General features: G+C 42.8%; 13 protein-coding genes. 4 read left to right on the forward strand and 9 right to left on the reverse strand.

The window, feature by feature from the left end; all coding sequences use genetic code 11:
- Nucleotides 1–87: 87 nt before the first annotated feature.
- The 6 genes from OCV36_RS05300 to OCV36_RS05325 form a co-directional block, all read right to left on the reverse strand.
- Entirely contained in the window at nt 88–2,022 is a 1,935-nt protein-coding gene (locus tag OCV36_RS05300; protein ID WP_135454549.1) for a PrkA family serine protein kinase, read from the reverse strand.
- Nucleotides 2,023–2,600: 578 nt separating this feature from the next.
- Complete coding sequence (locus OCV36_RS05305) at nt 2,601–3,101, reverse strand: YfbU family protein (RefSeq protein ID WP_017076708.1); 501 nt, start codon at nt 3,099–3,101, stop codon at nt 2,601–2,603.
- 223 nt (nt 3,102–3,324) lie between these two features.
- On the reverse strand, nt 3,325–4,065 hold the full coding sequence (gene pflA / locus OCV36_RS05310; RefSeq protein ID WP_017076709.1) for a pyruvate formate lyase 1-activating protein: 741 nt from the start codon (nt 4,063–4,065) through the stop codon (nt 3,325–3,327).
- Between the two features lie 164 nt (nt 4,066–4,229).
- Nucleotides 4,230–5,231: a lipid A deacylase LpxR family protein gene (locus OCV36_RS05315; RefSeq protein ID WP_135454551.1), complete on the reverse strand. Its 1,002-nt coding sequence runs from the start codon at nt 5,229–5,231 to the stop codon at nt 4,230–4,232.
- Between the two features lie 209 nt (nt 5,232–5,440).
- Nucleotides 5,441–7,717, reverse strand: coding sequence for a formate C-acetyltransferase (pflB, locus tag OCV36_RS05320; RefSeq protein WP_017076711.1), 2,277 nt, complete (start codon nt 7,715–7,717; stop codon nt 5,441–5,443).
- A 306-nt stretch (nt 7,718–8,023) separates the two neighbouring features.
- On the reverse strand, nt 8,024–9,565 hold the full coding sequence (locus OCV36_RS05325; protein WP_017076712.1) for a DUF3360 family protein: 1,542 nt from the start codon (nt 9,563–9,565) through the stop codon (nt 8,024–8,026).
- A gap of 791 nt (nt 9,566–10,356) precedes the next feature.
- Here OCV36_RS05325 and OCV36_RS05330 point away from each other — a divergent pair.
- The 4 genes from OCV36_RS05330 to OCV36_RS05345 all read left to right on the forward strand — a co-directional run bounded on the left by OCV36_RS05330 (nt 10,357) and on the right by OCV36_RS05345 (nt 13,568).
- Nucleotides 10,357–11,127, forward strand: coding sequence for an ABC transporter ATP-binding protein (locus tag OCV36_RS05330; protein ID WP_017076713.1), 771 nt, complete (start codon nt 10,357–10,359; stop codon nt 11,125–11,127).
- Nucleotides 11,128–11,297: 170 nt separating this feature from the next.
- Complete coding sequence (locus OCV36_RS05335; protein WP_017076714.1) at nt 11,298–12,068, forward strand: ABC transporter substrate-binding protein; 771 nt, start codon at nt 11,298–11,300, stop codon at nt 12,066–12,068.
- Between the two features lie 79 nt (nt 12,069–12,147).
- Complete coding sequence (locus OCV36_RS05340) at nt 12,148–12,888, forward strand: ABC transporter permease (RefSeq protein ID WP_017076715.1); 741 nt, start codon at nt 12,148–12,150, stop codon at nt 12,886–12,888.
- A 2-nt stretch (nt 12,889–12,890) separates the two neighbouring features.
- Nucleotides 12,891–13,568, forward strand: a complete 678-nt coding sequence (locus OCV36_RS05345) for an ABC transporter permease (protein ID WP_135454553.1) — start codon at nt 12,891–12,893, stop codon at nt 13,566–13,568.
- A gap of 81 nt (nt 13,569–13,649) precedes the next feature.
- Here OCV36_RS05345 and xthA read toward each other — a convergent pair whose 3' ends face one another.
- The 3 genes from xthA to emrD all read right to left on the reverse strand — a co-directional run bounded on the left by xthA (nt 13,650) and on the right by emrD (nt 18,272).
- Nucleotides 13,650–14,456 carry an exodeoxyribonuclease III gene (gene xthA, locus OCV36_RS05350; protein ID WP_017076717.1) on the reverse strand — a complete coding sequence of 269 codons (807 nt, stop codon included), beginning with the start codon at nt 14,454–14,456 and terminating at the stop codon, nt 13,650–13,652.
- 169 nt (nt 14,457–14,625) lie between these two features.
- The gene (locus OCV36_RS05355) at nt 14,626–16,791 is read right to left on the reverse strand and encodes a S9 family peptidase (RefSeq protein WP_135454555.1); all 2,166 of its coding nucleotides are present in this window, start codon (nt 16,789–16,791) and stop codon (nt 14,626–14,628) included.
- A gap of 275 nt (nt 16,792–17,066) precedes the next feature.
- The gene (gene emrD, locus OCV36_RS05360) at nt 17,067–18,272 is read right to left on the reverse strand and encodes a multidrug efflux MFS transporter EmrD (protein ID WP_135454557.1); all 1,206 of its coding nucleotides are present in this window, start codon (nt 18,270–18,272) and stop codon (nt 17,067–17,069) included.
- Between the last annotated feature and the right edge of the window lie 59 nt (nt 18,273–18,331).

Raw genomic sequence — 18,331 nt, forward strand, 5'->3', positions numbered from 1 at the left:
TTCGTTTATTAGAGCGATTGGTTTATTAAGGTATAAAAATTATTGGTTTGTACGAGCTGCTCACTTGAACAGCTCAGTACAGTTTCTTTATGAGGATTTACGAACTCTTAGGTACCACTCGGATAGCAGTCTCACTTGTTTCTCGGTGTAGCCTTTTTCCATCATACGAGCAACAAAGTCGTCATGCTTTTTCTGGTCATCTGTCGATGTTTTTGCATTGAACGAAATAACAGGAAGTAGCTCTTCTGTGTTGGAGAACATTTTTTTCTCAATCACAGTACGTAGTTTCTCGTAGCTAGTCCAAACTGGATTTTGACCGTTATTGTTGGCTTTGGCACGAAGTACAAAGTTCACAATCTCGTTTCGGAAATCTTTAGGGTTACTGATTCCGGCTGTTTTTTCGATTTTCTCGAGCTCAGCATTCAGAGATGAACGATCAAATAGTTGGCCTGTGTCTGGATCGCGGTATTCTTGGTCTTGAATCCAGAAATCAGCGTAGGTGACATAACGGTCGAAGATATTCTGTCCGTACTCAGAGTAAGACTCTAGATAAGCGGTCTGAATTTCTTTACCAATGAATTCTACGTAACGTGGTACTAGGTATCCTTTCAAGAACTCAAGATACTTCTCAGCGGTTTCTTGAGGGAACTGCTCACGCTCAATTTGTTGTTCAATAACGTAGAACAGGTGAACCGGGTTAGCGGCCACTTCAGCTTGGTCGAAGTTGAATACACGCGACAGGATCTTAAAGGCGAAACGTGTCGATAGCCCTGACATACCTTCGTCAACGCCGGCATAATCTCGGTACTCTTGATAGCTCTTCGCTTTTGGATCGGTGTCTTTTAGAGTTTCACCATCGTAAACACGCATTTTTGAGAAAAGAGAAGAGTTTTCAGGTTCTTTTAGTCTCGACAGGATGCTGAACTGCGATAGCAGGTCGAGTGTGCTTGGTGAACAAGGAGCATGGGATAGTTCACTGTGTTCAAGCAGTTTTTTGTAGATCTTAACTTCTTCAGAAACGCGCAGACAGTAAGGAACTTTTACAATATAGACACGGTCGAGGAATGCCTCATTGTTTTTGTTGTTACGGAAGGTTTGCCACTCTGACTCATTCGAGTGAGCTAAGATCATGCCGTCAAACGGTAGTGCTGAAAGCCCTTCAGTACCGTTGAAGTTACCTTCTTGTGTTGCAGTTAGTAGAGGGTGTAACACCTTAATTGGTGCCTTAAACATCTCTACAAACTCCATCACACCTTGGTTTGCTTTACATAGCGCACCAGAGTAGCTGTAGGCATCAGGATCATCTTGAGAGAAGTGCTCAAGTTTACGAATATCTACTTTACCTACAAGAGAAGAGATATCTTGGTTGTTTTCATCACCCGGCTCTGTCTTCGCGATCGCAACTTGGTCGAGAATCGAAGGGCGTAGTTTGATGACTTTGAATTTAGATATGTCACCACCGAAATCATGGAGGCGTTTAGCCGCCCAAGGTGACATGATAGAGCGTATGTAGCGTTTCTCTATTCCATACTCTTGTTTCAAAAGGTCGCCATCTTCGGTTACATCAAATAGACAGAAGGGGTGATCATTTACAGGGCTTCGTTCACCATCGGCAGACAAAACATAGATTGGCAGCTTTTGCATCAGAGCTTTTAGCTTTTCAGCAAGGGAAGATTTACCACCGCCCACAGGGCCAAGTAAGTAAAGGATCTGTTTGCGTTCTTCTAAACCTTGCGCAGCATGTTTTAGGTAAGAAACAATTTGTTCAATCGCATCTTCCATACCGTAGAAATCTTTAAATTCGCTGTAGCGTGAGATGACACGGTTCGAGAAAATACGACTTAGATGGGGGTCTTGAGCTGTATCAATAACCTCCGGTTCGCCAATGGCCAGTAGTAAGCGCTCAGCAGCGTTAGCGTAAGCACTTTTATCGTCTTTACACAGCCCTAAGAACTCTTGCAATGTCAGCTCTTCTTCCTTGGCTGCTTCATAACGTGATTGATAGTGGTCAAAAATACTCATAGTCACATTCCCCTTGTTAACCAGTCAAAACTGACGAGCGATTTAAAAATAGGCTCTCCCTACAATTTAAGGTTAGACCCGCTTACACAATTTTGCTTAACAATTATGTATTTATTTACAATTTTGCGTGTGAAAAGTGTTGCGAAAGCAATGGGCAACTTGAGGTGAGTAGAATGAAATTATTTTGTATTCGAGGGGACTAGACGTTTGTTTTATGATTTTAGGAAGCTTTCCAATTCTCGCTCTGGATTTATGTGCATTAGATGATAATTGAGCCTTATGAATTGGTCTTAAATGAAAGACCATATAACGTACTTAGTTATTAAAGAATCGCTTAGTAAATAAGTAGAGAATAGTAGGGATAATTGTTCAAAATAGTTGTTATTGACTCACGATACGAGTAACGGAAAACCTACACTCGAGAAGATCACCATGGTTATTTGATGTTGCTTAGGTTTTCTAGTCAAAAAGAATCGAGCAAGAAAAAAGGGTTACTCATAATGAGTAACCCTTTTTTGTAAAAATGGACTTTCTAAATAAATTTTCTTCGTTGAAACCTTATGCGGTTAGCACAAAGCTTAAGCACTAAAGATTTGAGATAGCTCTGTCGCACATAGGTGGTACTGACGAGGGCAATTACGCCATGTTGTAAGCATGCGACGGTATTTCTCTAGCATTGGCATTTGGCTATTGAAGTGGTGATCTGCTTTGTCGAACTGAGGGTAAAGACCTTCAGAATCAACAAGGAAACGCACGTAATGTACGATTTGCGCTTCAGACGCAATATCAAAACCAAGGAACTGAAGACGACGTTGATCAACCTCAGAACGTTCTTGTTCTGCTAGCATTTTGTTCGACTCTTGCATTGCATGGTACATTTCCATGATGTCGATAATTTCGCGGCATTCTGCTTCAGTCAAACAACCAAACTCTTTATTAAGCTCACGCATCTGGAGCTCGTAACCACGTTCTACAATCGTTTGTAGACGTTGGTATTTAGCAGAGTTCTCAGGGTTCATTTGAGACATTAGGTAGTATTGATTTGATAGAATTAGACGCTGAGCATTGGTCATTTCCATGGGAGGAGCCTCACTAAAAAACTAAATATTATATTCTTTTGTTGCAGTAAGAGTAACAGCATTCCTACGCGTCGAAACATGATCTCAACACGGATTTAATATGATTTTTTGAATTGATAAACAAAAGTTGTAAAGAAAAGTGAAAGGAGAGTTTGTGTTACAAAAAAGAAAACGCCCCAATCAATATTGAGGAGTTTGGAAGTGTATTTTACGTTGGTAAGGATCAGTATTTTACGTTTGGATGATATTGGCTAAGTACTGCAACAATCTCGTCCATCTTCTCTTTACTTGGAGGGTTTGTACCGTCAAGAGGGTAGTCAAAGCCAAGCGCTTCCCACTTATGAGCACCAAGCTTGTGGTATGGAAGCAGTTCTACTTTTTCGATGTTATCCATATCTTTGATGAACTCACCAAGTAAGTGTGCATCTTCTGGCGTATCGGTGTAACCCGGAACAATCACGTAACGAATCCACGTTTTTTTCCCGATCTTGTGCAGATAGCGTGCAAAATCAAGTGTACGTCTATTTGATACACCAATGAAATCGTGGTGTATCTCATCTCGCATGTGTTTGAGATCCAGCATGACCAGATCAGATGCTTCTAACACTTCATCTACGACTTCTGTGTGCTTGCGAATGTAGCCATTAGTATCAAGGCAAGTATGGATGCCTTCAGCTTGAGCTGCGCGGAAAAAATCGCGAACAAATTCAGGTTGTAGCATTGCTTCGCCGCCAGAGCAGGTAATACCACCACCAGAGGCTTTCATGAAATGACGGTACGATTTTGCTTCGTTGATGATCTCTTCGACCGTAATTTCTTTTCCATCATGAAGATCCCATGTATCGCGGTTATGGCAGTACATACAACGCATTAAGCAGCCTTGAAGAAACACAATAAAGCGGATACCAGGGCCATCGACAGTACCACAAGATTCGAATGAGTGAATGCGACCAGTTGTAGACATGAGCTATTCTCGTAGAGGAATTTATACCGTTTATTTTATTACAAAAACGGTACATAAAATAGGGTCAAATGGTAACGAGGTCTTTAAAAATAAAGGCAATCATCTGTGTAGATGATTGCCTTTATCAAACTTGAAAGGGAAAGGACGAAAGCCCTTGCTGATGGCTAGAAGAAAGCAAACATGGTAATGCCACCAGTGGTATAGACAGATTCTTTTGCTTCTTTGTAATCAGGTGTTTTTGCTGTTAGTGCGAAGGATGCACCAACGTATTGGTTATACCAAGCCATACCAAGTACCGCTGTCGCTTGAATGTTCTCTAAAGTGACATCGTAGATAGCCGGATCTTGGTTATTTGTTCTCGCGTATTCATCAACGCCAGAACGGTCGCCTTCGATCGTCAGGTCATTAAATCGGTAACGACCTTCGAGACCTGCGTAAGTAAACCAGCCATTGTTTGATGCGCCAATCATACCCGGTTTGAATGGGTTTTCAGTAGTGATGTTGGCCGCGCCAAAGTTGCCACCTAAATCAGTACCCCAACGGAACATAAAGCCCGTTTGGATATCACTTCTAAAGTTACCCACATTAACTTCTGAGATATTTGATATTTCAAAGTCGGTGTTCGCAATAGATTGATTACGCATTAGGTTGAAATGGCTTAAATAGCCAACGCTACCCGCGTACTCATCATCTATTTGGTATTCCCAACCCATAGGCTCGTCTGATTTAGTGATCGAGTGAACCAGCTTTTGAGCATCTTCGGAAAGTGCGCGCTCACCTGTTGTACCAAAGGTGATGTTAAAACGCTGGGCTTGTTGTGGGTGCAGACTGATGTAATTGAATTCAGTGTGCAGGTAACCTGCGTATGGACGATCATTGGCCGATGGCGTTTCTAATTCAATATCAGAAGGCGTATACATTTTGTGGCCAATGGTGATCTCCCACTTATCTAAAGAGCTTGCGCCCCAATAGGAAAGACTTAATGGTTTGACCCAATCGTATGGGGTAATACTTGATGATGTGTAACCCAGAAATAAACCATTGGTATAGTCTTGGTCGACACCAAAGATGCCATCGTTGTCTAACGCAAAAGTTAACGTAGAACGTTCAGATGCCAATGATGAAAAAGAGAGGAGAATCAGTGGTAAACAACGAAGGTATTTCATGTAGCGGTTACTCTAAGATTATGAACCGAGATAGTATCGTAGTTTGCGCAAATTTGTGGAAAAAAAGTGAATAGAAGAAGGATTTTTCTGCTCAAGCTAACATTTTGGGAGACTAGTGAAGTCAGTTCGATTTATGTCAGATATAAAAAAGCCCCGCACATTGGCGAGGCTAATTATTATTACTGAATGGTCAGCTTAAGCGTTTAGGCTTATAGAGACTCAGTAAATGTACGTGCGATTACGTCAGCTTGCTGCTCTGTAGTCAGAGAGTTAAAGCGTACAGCGTAACCAGAAACACGAATCGTTAGCTGAGGGTATTTCTCAGGGTGCTTAACTGCGTCTTCAAGAGTTTCGCGGTTAAGAACGTTAACGTTAAGGTGTTGACCACCTTCAATGCCAGCTTCATGGTGGAAGTAACCATCCATTAGGCCTGCAAGGTTAGCACGTTGGCTGTCTTGTTCTTTACCTAGTGCGTTTGGCACGATAGAGAACGTGTAAGAGATACCATCTTGTGCATCAGCAAACGGTAGTTTACCTACAGACGTTAGTGAAGCTACAGCGCCTTTCTCATCACGACCGTGCATTGGGTTAGCACCAGGAGCGAAAGGAGCGCCAGCACGACGACCGTCTGGAGTGTTACCTGTCTTCTTACCGTATACCACGTTAGACGTGATAGTAAGAACTGACTGTGTAGGGATAGAGTTACGATAAGTCTTAAGCTTACGGATCTTGTTCATGAACGTAGAAACTAGTTCACAAGCAATGTCATCTACACGAGAGTCGTTGTTACCGTATTTAGGGTAATCGCCTTCGATTTCGAAGTCAGTTGCAATGCCATCTTCGTCGCGGATTGGTTTAACAGTCGCGAATTTGATTGCAGACAGTGAGTCAGCTGCAACAGATAGACCAGCAATACCACAAGCCATAGTACGACGAACGTCACGGTCATGAAGAGCCATTAGAGACGCTTCGTAGCTGTATTTGTCGTGCATGTAGTGGATGCTGTTTAGAGCAGTCACGTATTGCTTAGCTAACCAATCCATGAATGTGTCTAGGCGACCCATTACGTCATCGTAGTTAAGTACTTCGTCAGTGATCTTGTCGCCAACTGGGCCAACTTGCATTTTAAGCTTCTCATCAACGCCGCCGTTGATTGCGTAAAGCATAGTTTTTGCAAGGTTAGCACGAGCGCCGAAGAACTGCATTTGCTTACCAACGATCATTGGTGATACACAACAAGCGATTGCGTAATCATCAGAATCAAGGTCAGGACGCATTAGGTCATCATTTTCGTACTGGATAGAAGAAGTATCGATAGATACCTTCGCACAGAAACGCTTGAAGCCGTCAGGTAGTTGCTCAGACCAAAGAACAGTGATGTTTGGCTCTGGAGATGGACCCATTGTGTATAGAGAGTTTAGGAAACGGAAGTTCGAACGCGTTACTAGCGTACGACCGTCGATACCCATACCACCCATAGACTCTGTTGCCCAGATTGGGTCGCCAGAGAATAGCTCATCGTATTCAGGAGTACGTAGGAAACGAACCATACGTAGCTTCATTACGAAATGATCAATCATTTCTTGAGCTTGGTCTTCAGTGATTTTACCAGCAGCGATATCACGCTCAAGGTAGATGTCTAGGAAAGTCGAAGTACGACCTAGAGACATTGCAGCACCGTTTTGAGATTTAACAGCAGCTAGGTAGCCGAAGTAAGTCCACTGGATAGCTTCTTGAGCAGTTTGAGCTGGCTCAGAGATATCGAAGCCGTAAGACGCTGCCATCTGCTTGATTTGACCTAGAGCGCGGTGTTGCTCAGAAATCTCTTCACGAAGTTGCATTGTTGCAGAAAGATCTTCGCCGTTCTCGAAACGCTCTTGTAAAGAAGCGAATTGAGCTGCTTTGTCTTTCATTAGGAAATTAATACCGTAAAGTGCTACGCGACGGTAATCACCAATGATACGACCACGGCCGTATGCATCTGGAAGACCAGTCAGAACACCAGACTTACGACATTTTAGGATATCAGGCGTGTAAATATCGAAAACACCAGCGTTGTGTGTTTTGCGGTATTCTGAATAGATTTTTGAAACCATCGGGTCAAGAGTTTCACCGTATGCTTTACAAGAACCTTCAACCATACGTACACCACCGTTAGGGATGATTGCACGTTTTAGAGGTTTTTCAGTTTGTAGACCAACAATTGTTTCAAGGTCTTTTTCGATGTAGCCCGCATCATGAGAAGTGATGGTAGAGATAACAGAAGTATCGAAATCTACAGGTGCTTTAGTTGCGTTTTCCTGTTTGATACCTTCCATTACCGAAGCCCAAAGCGTATTGGTCGCTTCAGTACCTTCAGAAACTAGGAAAGACTCGTCGCCTTCATACGGCGTGTAGTTCTTTTGAATGAAATCACGAACGTTTACTTCGCTTTGCCACTCACCTGCAGCAAAATCTTCCCAAGCTTTAGCAAATTGCTCTGCCATGACATACCTACCTTTTTAGTAGAAAAAATACGTACTTTAACACTGTTGAGCCAGCGCCCCTCGTAAGGGTAGTACACTCTTATTAATAACAATATGTATGAGCACATTAGCTTCATATGATTATATATATTGTCACTACTTTCTATATGGTGTCTTACTCTATGAATTCAAGATTACGCTAAAAAATTTCTGCAAACCTTAAACTAAATCAATAAATGCCAAAAAAAGTTGAAAAAATTTGAGTGGCAGGGGTTGCCACCCAAACTTTTTTTTAGTCTCAATACTACTTTTGTGTAGTTAGGACTATTATAGCCAAGCTTTTAGGCCATATTGACTTTCTAGCATACCAACTGCAAGCATTGCTACTAGACAGATAACTAAAACGCCAACTGGGATAACAATCTTGTCTACAAATGATAGACGCTTCGCACGCTCTTTATCACCAATAAAGCCATTGTTATCAAGAAGCATAGTGAGTGCCCATGCTAATACTGGGTTAACAACTGCTGAACCGAAGATACAGATACCAGCCGCTTGAGAATCTTTTGAATCCTTAACCATTTGCATACCAGCTTCAAGCAGAGGCAGTGATACACCTACAAGTAGAGCAACACGCATTACTGGTGGCCAAACTGCAACATCCATTGGGAAACCAAGGATTGCAACAATAATACATAGAGAACCAAGCAAGATTGCGCCGCCAGGAATTGGACGTTTTGCGATTGCTGCTGGGATCATGTAAGTACCCCAAGAAGAAGTGATGTTACCACCACCAACAGCAGTACCTACCATTTGACGAACAGAACACATAGTCATTGTGTCATCAACGTCCATCAGAACTTTTTCTGAGCGTTTAGGGTAGTTCAGTTCTTGGAAGATGCGGTGACCTAAGAAATCTGGCGACCACATTGCTACTGCAAGAATTGCGAATGGTAGAGAAGCAATGAAGTGTTCAACGTTTGGTAAACCAAGCATCCAACCTTCAGAAGTAGAACCCCACCAGTAAACTGGGTTTAGGTTTGGAATACCCATTTTGGTTTCGAACACGATATCGAAACCTGCCCCCAATGCTAATGCAATAGCAAGACCTGTGAATGCACAAACTGGGATAGCCAACCAACGCTTGTTCACTTTTGCTAAGAAAGCGTAGATAGCAATCGTAATAGCAAGAACGATAAGGCCAACGTAACCCATGCTACCCGCTTCAACTGTAGAAGATTGAAGACCAACCGCCCATGCTTGAATTGAGTTTATTTGACTCATGGTACCGGTCAGGCCTAAGAATATAAGCAAGCCACCTGCCGTACCTTCCGAAGTGAGGTTAACAAGTTTAGAGCCGCCTTTTAGGAAACTTAGGATGAGACCGAAGACACCGATAAGAATTGCCAATGCAAGAGGGTGAGCACCAGCGAGAGCGATGGTACCGATAAGGGGGATCATTGGGCCGTGGTTGCCAGCAAGGTTTGCTTTAGGATTAAAGAAACCAGAGGCAAGGATACAGAACAGCAGTGCAGGGATAAGCATTTCTACACGAGCAACTTCGATAGCGAAGTCTTTTCCAAGGTTTACGTGATCCCAAGCTTGAGTTAGGCCATCGGCCCAAGACATCATTACTGCTGAGTACATTGCAATGATACCAATGGTACCAGCAAGTGCAGGAACAAGATCTTCAAGTTCAAAGCGGAAATCACGACCAGGAAGGTTTAAACCGAAGCGGCGAGGCTTCATGATTTGGAGTTCGTGATCTAAATAATCTGAGCGGCTCTCAAATTCAGAAGCAGGACGGTGTAGCTCTTTATAGCTTTTCTCTTCTACTTCAGAGTTCGCATTATTGACAACGTCTGACATAGATTCCTCATATTTTTATGTTAGTAATTCTAAAATTGAATTAAATAAGTTCGCGCAATTGCGTTATTTCTTAGTTATAACTCATTAACATTATGTTGCACGGTCTTGATGTGCTTTATGCAGCTAAGTTAAAAGAAATGTTTGGCATTTTTAATGCCTTATTTTGTGTTGAGGAGTCTAACAAGCTTACCCTTTAGGGTGATTGATCTTGATCACTTTATGAGTGTATGTGAAAGAAAGCTACAAAACGCAGCGATTCATTAACGTACCATTGATGAAAAGTGTAATTTGTTTTCACAAACTGACGTTTATCTATCTTATTCGAGCCTTTGCTACCAAAGCATGAGTTCAAAGTCCGAAGCTTATTGAGTTATTCCACTATTGCTTGCTTACCGTTGATTGCGGGTGAAACTCTTACAACGTTATAACCAATAAAATAGCGCTACCTTGCGGTGCGGTTTGTTCGGTCATATGAGCGCTCTATTTTTCGGCAGCGGAGTTTCTTAGTTCACAAAATTTGTTTTTCTTGTGAGACACCAAGCTACGGGACTCTCATTTTGATTAACTTTATTTAAACAATGTAAGAGTTGTAATTACGACTTATTGATAGAACTCATTCATTAAATTGAGGTGAAAACGCTACCTTTTGCATAATAAGTCAGAGTGAATCGCTATTTATTCCAAATTATTAGGTTAATAATTTGTTGCATGTTAAACCGTGTGGTGCTAATTTGTATCGCATGAAAAGGTCGGAGTACCTTGCATTTTCACAAACTTGGGAGAGAAAGCGCATGAAAGATGTACCGGCGCTGGACATAAAGGATCTACACAAAACGTTTGGTCAAAATGAAGTTTTAAAGGGAATTTCACTTTCTGCGCACAAAGGCGATGTAGTATCGATTATCGGGTCTTCAGGGTCAGGTAAAAGTACTTTCCTTAGATGTATCAACCTTTTAGAAACACCAACTGCTGGCGAGATTTGGGTTAATGGTGAATTAATTCAAATGAAAAACAACCGCCAAGGTGTTTCTGTTCCTACCAATGAAAAACAAGTACAGCGAATCCGTTCTCGTCTGGCAATGGTTTTTCAGGGATTCAATTTATGGTCTCATCTGACCGTTCTCGAAAATGTTATCGAAGCACCTGTTCACGTATTAGGTGTGCCCAAAGCACAAGCGATTGAAAATGCAGAGTTACTGCTGAAGAAAGTAGGCCTGTACGAACGCAAAGATTACTACCCAGGACACTTATCTGGTGGACAACAACAACGTGCAGCTATAGCAAGAGCGTTAGCGGTCGATCCGGAAGTTATGTTATTTGATGAGCCAACATCGGCGCTTGACCCAGAGTTAGTCGGTGAAGTTCTTGGTGTAATGCGTGATCTAGCAGAAGAAGGAAGAACCATGCTTGTGGTAACACATGAGATGGCTTTTGCTCGTGACGTATCAAACCACGTGATGTTCTTGCATCAAGGTCTAGTGGAAGAGCAGGGTGATCCAGCTAAACTGTTTACGGAACCTGAATCTGAGCGATTGAAACAGTTTATCTCTTCGATTTATTAATCGGTTTACTTAGAGATAAATCGTTAGCGCGAATCAGAATTGAAATGCCGCCGCCAAGGTAAACAGCGACGGTGTGAACAATAAAACACAACAAGTCAATTAATCAGTAACAACAAACACAATATTAAAAACTAGCAAAACATAAAAACCTAAATCACAGGAGTAGGGATATGAAAAAGTGGTTATTAGTCGCGGCACTTGCTGCAACTGCTGCAACGGGCGTAGCTCAAGCAAAAGAATGGAAAACAGTACGCTTCGGTATTGAAGGTGCTTACCCTCCATTCAGCTGGACTGAAGCTGACGGTTCACTAAAAGGCTTCGATGTCGATATGGCTAACGCGCTTTGTACTGAAATGCAGGTGAAGTGTAAGATCGTTGCACAAGACTGGGACGGTATTATTCCTTCTCTACTTGCTCGTAAATATGATGCGATCATTGCGGCAATGTCTATCACGGAAGAGCGTAAGAAAAAAATCGATTTCACTGGTAAATACGCACTTATCCCAAACAAATTCATCGCTAAAAAAGATGCAGGACTTAACTTTGATGACCTAAGTGGTCAAAAAATTGCAGTTCAGCGTGCAACAACTCACGACAAATACCTAACAGATAACTACGGTGATTCAGTAGAGATCGTTCGTTACGGTTCATTTGACGAAGCTTACCTTGATCTAGCCAACGGACGTGTTGTAGCTGTACTTGGTGATGCGTCTGCTCTTGAAGAAGGCGTTCTAAACAAAGCTGGTGGTGAAGCTTACGAGTTTGTTGGCCCATCACTAACGGATCCTAAATGGTTCGGTGACGGTTTTGGTATTGCACTACGCAAGCAAGATAAAGATCTGACTAAACAGCTAGATGCTGCAATCCTTTCACTACGTGAAAAAGGCATCTACCAAGATATCGCTGCTAAATACTTCAATTACGACGTATACGGTAAGTAACCTCTAGCGTCAATTCTTAAGGGAGAGGTTCCTCTCTCCCTGTCTTACCAACTTTTTCGCAGTTCTGTTGGAATTCATTATGTTTGATTTACTAGGATATGAAGCTTCGATCCTGAAAGGGGCGGTGCTTACAATTGAAGTTGCTTTGCTATCGCTAATTTTAGCTATGGTTCTTGGTATGCTAGGTGCCTTGGCAAAGTTAGCGCCATACCGCTGGGCTCGCGCTATTGCAACCCTCTACACAACTGTTATTCGAGGCATCCCTGATCTCGTATTGATGATGTTGATTTTCTTTGGTGGACAAATCCTTTTAAACAACAGTTTGTATTCCATCAATGAGTGGCTCAATGAGTGGTTCACTTCGAGTGATCCTAACCATGAATGGACCGCTTACTTACCTGATTATATCGATGTCAGTCCGTTTATTGCCGGTGTATTAACGATTGGCTTTATTTTTGGTGCTTACATGGCTGAAACATTCCGTGGTGCAATCATGGCTGTTGACAGCGGTGAAATGGAAGCGGCCAAGGCTTACGGCATGGGTCCAGTTTTAGCGTTCCGTCGTATTCTACTTCCACAAATGATTCGTCACGCATTGCCAGGTTTCGGTAATAACTGGTTAGTACTGCTCAAAACGACGGCTTTAGTATCCATTATTGGATTAGAGGATATGGTACGTGTCAGCACGTTGGCAGCAGGTTCAACCAAAATGCCATTCACGTTTTATATGGCAGTAGCACTTATCTTCTTATTCTTTACAAGTGTTTCGACTGGCTTACTTAAGCTTGTTGAACGTAAATTCAGCATTCACGCGAGGTAGATATGGACTTTTCATTGATTATTGAAAGCCTACCAATTTATCTTAGTGGTTTATGGACAACGGCTTGGATGGTTTGCGTAGCTTTGATTATTGGCCTATGTGTAGCCATACCATTAGCTATTTCTCGTAACAGTCCCAATATGCTGATTAATGCCCCAGCTTGGTCATTCATTTATTTCTTCCGTGGGACACCATTATTGGTGCAGTTGTACCTGATTTATTACGGGATGGATCAGTTCTTCCCAGTGAAAGACACACTATGGGAAAACGCGTGGTTCTGTGCATTGGTTGCATTTATTCTCAACACGTCTGCATACACAGCAGAGATCATTCGTGGTGCAATTAACGGTTTACCTAAAGGTGAAGTTGAAGCGGCAAAAGCGTACGGTATGAGTACAGCGAAGACTTATCGTCGCATCATTTTACCAAGTGCTTTGCGTCGAGCATTGCCAGCTTATAGTAATGAAGTCATCTTTATGCTTCATGGCTCTGCAGTTGCAGGTATTGTAACGATTATGGATCTGACTGGTGCAGCACGTTTGGTAAACTCACGTTACTACGCTCCATTCGAGTCTTTCTTAACAGCAGGTCTTTTCTACATGGCGCTAACGTTTATCATCATCGCGATTTTCAAATTCGCAGAGAAGCGTTTCCTAGCTTACCTAAGACCACTTAGTTAATAAGTACATAACAACTATTTCAGTTAAACAAACGGCGCTTTTATAGCGCCGTTTTTTATGGATAAACTCGTTTACGTTAAACTATTTAAACGTTGACCAAATTGGTGCGTGATCAGATGGCTTTTCAATGCCACGCAGTTCGTAATCGATGCCTGCTTCAGTACATTTATCAGCAAGTTTCTGAGTCGCAAGTACTACATCAATGCGTAGGCCGCGGTTGTCCACGAAACCTTTCGAACGGTAATCAAACCATGAGTACTGGTCGTTTACTTCTGGGTGTAATAGACGGAAGCTGTCTACAAATCCCCAATCCATCAATGTTTTCAGCCATTCGCGCTCTTCTGGTTGGAAAGAACACTTACCGGTTTTCAACCAACGTTTCGCGTTAGGTTCACCGATGCCGATGTCTGCGTCGATAGGGCTGATGTTAATGTCGCCCATCACAATGACTTGTTCATCTTTGTTGTGGTAGTCATTTAGGTAAGTCATCAAGTCTTTGTAGAACTGACGCTTGTATGGGTATTTAGTCTCGTGCTTGATGTTATCCCCTTGAGGGAAGTAGCCATTGAGCACGGTAACTTTTTCACCGTTTTCGTCTTCAAAAGTCGCCATGATCATACGCTTTTGATGGTCTTCATTGTCTGTAGGAAAACCTTTCTGCACAGAGATAGGTTCTTGCTTACACAGCATAGCCACACCGTAGTGCGCTTTTTGGCCATGGAAGTAAACCTTGTAACCCATCGCTTCAACATCAGCGAGCGGGAAGGCTTCATCGTGTACTTTAATTTCTTGAAGACCAATCACGTCAGGTTGGTGTTTGTCGATAATCGCTTGCAGTTGGTGAAGGCGGGCTCTAAGGCCATTGATGTTGAAGCTAATTACTTTCATTTGTTTTTATACCTCTCGGAAACCTTTGTCACTGTTTGTTCTAAAGGTTTTTTGATTTGGTTGATTTCATGGTTCATCGTATTTAACCATGCTTAATAATTTCTGTCGCCATTTTGTAGTGACTAAATGGCGACGTAAAATTGTGTGAATACCTACAGTTACGCGGAATCTATTGAGTCTTTAGCAAGTCTAAAAAGAAAGCGTATTCAAGTGCGTCTTCTTTCAATCGTTTAAATCGACCAGAAGCACCACCGTGACCGGCTTCCATATCGGTTTTGAACAGCAGTACATTGTTGTCTGTTTTCATTTCACGCAGTTTCGCCACCCACTTCATTGGTTCAAAGTACTGTACCTGTGAGTCATGCAGACCTGTTGTTACCAGCATGTTCGGGTAGTTTTGTACCTTAATGTTGTCGTATGGCGAGTAACCCAGCATGTAATCGTAGTAGGTTTTATCGTTCGGATTGCCCCATTCGTCATATTCGTTTGTGGTTAGAGGGATCGATTCATCAAGCATGGTTGTTACCACGTCTACAAACGGAACATGAGCACCAATACCACGGTACAGTTCTGGTGCTTGGTTGATGATTGCGCCCATCAGTAGACCGCCAGCAGAGCCGCCCACCGCAAATACTTTATCTTGAGCACCGTAGCCTTCTTCAACTAGCCCTTTGGTTACATCGATAAAGTCATTAAACGTGTTTTGTTTGGTCAGCTTTTTTCCGTCTTCATACCAAGGGCGACCAAGCATTTCTGAACCACGAATATGTGCGATCGCATAAACGAAGCCTCGATCAAGTAGGCTTAGACGAGCTGATCGGAAGGTCGGTTCAATCGTTGAACCGTAAGATCCGTAGCCATATTGGTAGATTGGATTAGTGCCGTCTTTCTTGAATAAATCTTTACGATAAACCAAAGAGACAGGAACTTGCTTACCATCGCGAGCCGTTACCATGATTCGCTCTGATTGGTAATTATCCGCTTCGAAATCACCTAATACGGGTGTTTGCTTCATTAGCTCGGATTCACCTGTATTTAGGTCGAAATCATAGTAAGTGCCCGGCGTGGTTAGGCTGCTGTAATAAACACGAACTTTTGAGTTATCTAATTCATAGTTACCTGTTAGGTAAGCGGCAAAAGCGGTATCGTTAAATTCAAGTGGGAACTCTTTGCCCGTTGATAGTTGACGTACTTTCACTGTAGATAAGCCATTTGCACGTTGCTCGTAAACAAGATGGTCATCAAACAACTCGAAATCAACAAGTTGAGTATTATCGTCGGCTGGGATGACATCGACCCATTTTGAACGGTCGTGCATGTCTTCGGTTGTGGCTTTCATTAAACGGAAGTTGACCGCTTGGTAGTTGGTGTAGATGTAGTACCAGTTAACCGATTTAGCGATGCTGTACTCAATGCCCGTTTCTTGTGGGTAAAAAGGTTCCGCTCTCGCGTGTGGGTCGTTGGCATCTATGACTGAAACACCGCTGGTTTCTGTGCTCGAATGCCAAATGTAGACCTGTTCACTATCTTTACTCTTACTTAAGCCAGTGTAGTAAGCGCTGTCGGTTTCTTCGTAGATTAGCTCATCGCTTGTCTGAGTTGTGCCTAATATATGGCGGAGAACTTGGTAACCCAGCAGCGTTTGCGGATCTTTCTTGATGTAATAGAAGGCTTGGTTGTCGTTTTGCCATGCAATTGAACTCGAGGCACCTTCAATTTCATCCGTTAGATATTCACCGGTCGTAAGGTCTTTAATCTTTATTGTGTAAACTCGGCGGCTCAGCGTATCTTCTCCATAGGCCAACAAGTTTTCATTTGGGCTGATCGTCAAGCCACCAATACTGAAGAATTCATGTTCTTTTGCCAGTGCGTTAACGTTTAAGATGACTTGCTTGTCTGTGCCAGCAAAGTCTTTTGCACGCAAGTGAACTTCGTATTCGTTGTCACCTGTGACTTCATTCGAATAGTAGTAGCGGCCTTTACGTACCGGTACCGAATTATCGTCTTTCGCGATTCGCCCTTTGATCTCTTCAAATAACTGTTCTTGTAATGCTTCAGTGTGTTTCAACACGGTCTCTGCGTATTGATTCTCTTGCTCAAGGTGTTGCAAAATTTCTGGATCTTCGCGTTCGTCGTCACGCATCCAGTAGTAATCATCGATTCGGGTGTCACCATGAATTGTCATTGCATGAGGGACTTTCTTAGCAACGGGTGCTTGGGTTTGCTGAACGACGAGTTGCGATTGAGAGTAGTGGTTCATGGTTGGTATTCCTTGATTGCTGCATCCGGCGACAAGTGCGACCGATACGGCTAATGTGGTGAAAGCGAAACGCATTTTTATATCCTTAGTGTGCACCTAACTCGTTTTAATGCCAGCATCCTTTGTAATCGGAGTCTAGGTGCCTTGGTTATCTTCCAGTGATGTTATTTATAATTGGATTCTGGATATACACTTTTAGCGTAAGTGTCTGTTATCGTTTTTTAAAAAATCAAAGTAATGTTAAATGAAATGGTTAACGAGTGAGAGGTGAGAGGAAAAACGTGCAACAAAAAGGGACACACTTTTTAGCATGTCCCTTTTCTTTGTTTAGGCAGAAATAGATTATTATTTTAGATAGCCAATGGCATTTCATTTGAGTGGTCATGTTTACGATTGACCCAACGTAAACCAAGCATGACGATAAATGACATTACGATCATCAAACAACCGAGTGGCAACTGGTCTTGAGCAGGGAAGAACGATGCCAATAATGTTGCGATGCCAGCACCTAGGTTCTGCATGCCACCTAAGATCGCGCCTCCAGTGCCAGCGTGATATGGGAATGGAGAAAGTGCTCCGGTTGTTGCTGCTGGGAAGAGGATGCCAGCGCCCAAGAAGTAAATGGTTGCACCGCCAATCAACGTCAATGCTGTCGTTTGACCAAAAAGACCCGGTATCAATACCACTGCTGAGCCTACTAAGATCGCGACTAGACCAAAATTCAGTGCCCGACGTTCAGAGCGACGTTGTGCGATATAACTAGATAAGCCAGCACCCACTAAGTAGCCCGGAATGGGTAAGACAAACAATAAGCTTACTGTGGTTGCAGGTAAGCCAAGTACGCCGCCAAGCAGTACACCTGCCGCTGCTTCAAATACGGCTACGCCAGCAAATGTTGCGACTAGTACCAGCAAGAAACCTTGGAAACGTTTGTCAGAAAGAACGAATTTGTAGCTGTTTACAACCGATTCATGTTTACGTCGCTCTTTTGGTAGTGTTTCCATCATGCTCGTCATCATGGTGATCACAACAGCGATACCAAACAGCGCAAGGAACAAGTAGCTAGAACGCCAGCCGAAAGCTTCTGTTAGGTAACCACCCAATACAGGAGCCATCAATGGTGAGAAAATCACACACATGCTGATTAAACTGTTTGCACGGTGCAGCTCTGCGCCTTCAAAGCAGTCGCGAGTCAATGTACGAGACATCGCACCGCCACAACCGATGCCCAAGCCTTGGACAAAGCTACCTGCTAAGAACCATTCATATTCATGAGCGAATAATGCCACCAAAGTACCGATGATATAGATGATCAAACCAGCAACGATGATGGGTTTACGACCTAGGCGATCAGAAAGCGGACCGTAGACAAATTGTGACAGACCGTAAGGGATCAGGTAACACGCCATCACTGCTTGAAGTGAAGACGCAGAAACCAAGAACTCACCCGACATATGACCGATAGAAGGCACGTACATCGTTTGAGTCATTTGACCTACGGCAGTCAGAATTGCGATTAAAAAGGTAAGTTTCACTAATGGAAACGAGGCAGACATTTGCGTATCTCTCCAAAAATTAAAGACGTAAAAAGCCTTAGCGCTCCATTAAGGAGAGC

This window comes from Vibrio echinoideorum (genome assembly GCF_024347455.1).
In the GTDB taxonomy this organism is placed as follows: Bacteria; Pseudomonadota; Gammaproteobacteria; order Enterobacterales; family Vibrionaceae; genus Vibrio; species Vibrio echinoideorum.

Bases quoted from the DNA above. Each gene is read 5' to 3' on its own strand.
- OCV36_RS05340 (WP_017076715.1), top strand. From the start codon at position 12,148: ATGTTTGATTTACTAGGATATGAAGCTTCGATCCTGAAAGGGGCGGTG.
- xthA (WP_017076717.1), bottom strand. From the start codon at position 14,456: ATGAAAGTAATTAGCTTCAACATCAATGGCCTTAGAGCCCGCCTTCAC.
- pflA (WP_017076709.1), bottom strand. From the start codon at position 4,065: ATGTCTACAACTGGTCGCATTCACTCATTCGAATCTTGTGGTACTGTC.
- OCV36_RS05345 (WP_135454553.1), top strand. From the start codon at position 12,891: ATGGACTTTTCATTGATTATTGAAAGCCTACCAATTTATCTTAGTGGT.
- OCV36_RS05330 (WP_017076713.1), top strand. From the start codon at position 10,357: ATGAAAGATGTACCGGCGCTGGACATAAAGGATCTACACAAAACGTTT.
- OCV36_RS05355 (WP_135454555.1), bottom strand. From the start codon at position 16,791: ATGCGTTTCGCTTTCACCACATTAGCCGTATCGGTCGCACTTGTCGCC.
- OCV36_RS05305 (WP_017076708.1), bottom strand. From the start codon at position 3,101: ATGGAAATGACCAATGCTCAGCGTCTAATTCTATCAAATCAATACTAC.
- emrD (WP_135454557.1), bottom strand. From the start codon at position 18,272: ATGTCTGCCTCGTTTCCATTAGTGAAACTTACCTTTTTAATCGCAATT.
- OCV36_RS05315 (WP_135454551.1), bottom strand. From the start codon at position 5,231: ATGAAATACCTTCGTTGTTTACCACTGATTCTCCTCTCTTTTTCATCA.
- OCV36_RS05335 (WP_017076714.1), top strand. From the start codon at position 11,298: ATGAAAAAGTGGTTATTAGTCGCGGCACTTGCTGCAACTGCTGCAACG.
- OCV36_RS05325 (WP_017076712.1), bottom strand. From the start codon at position 9,565: ATGTCAGACGTTGTCAATAATGCGAACTCTGAAGTAGAAGAGAAAAGC.
- pflB (WP_017076711.1), bottom strand. From the start codon at position 7,717: ATGGCAGAGCAATTTGCTAAAGCTTGGGAAGATTTTGCTGCAGGTGAG.
- OCV36_RS05300 (WP_135454549.1), bottom strand. From the start codon at position 2,022: ATGAGTATTTTTGACCACTATCAATCACGTTATGAAGCAGCCAAGGAA.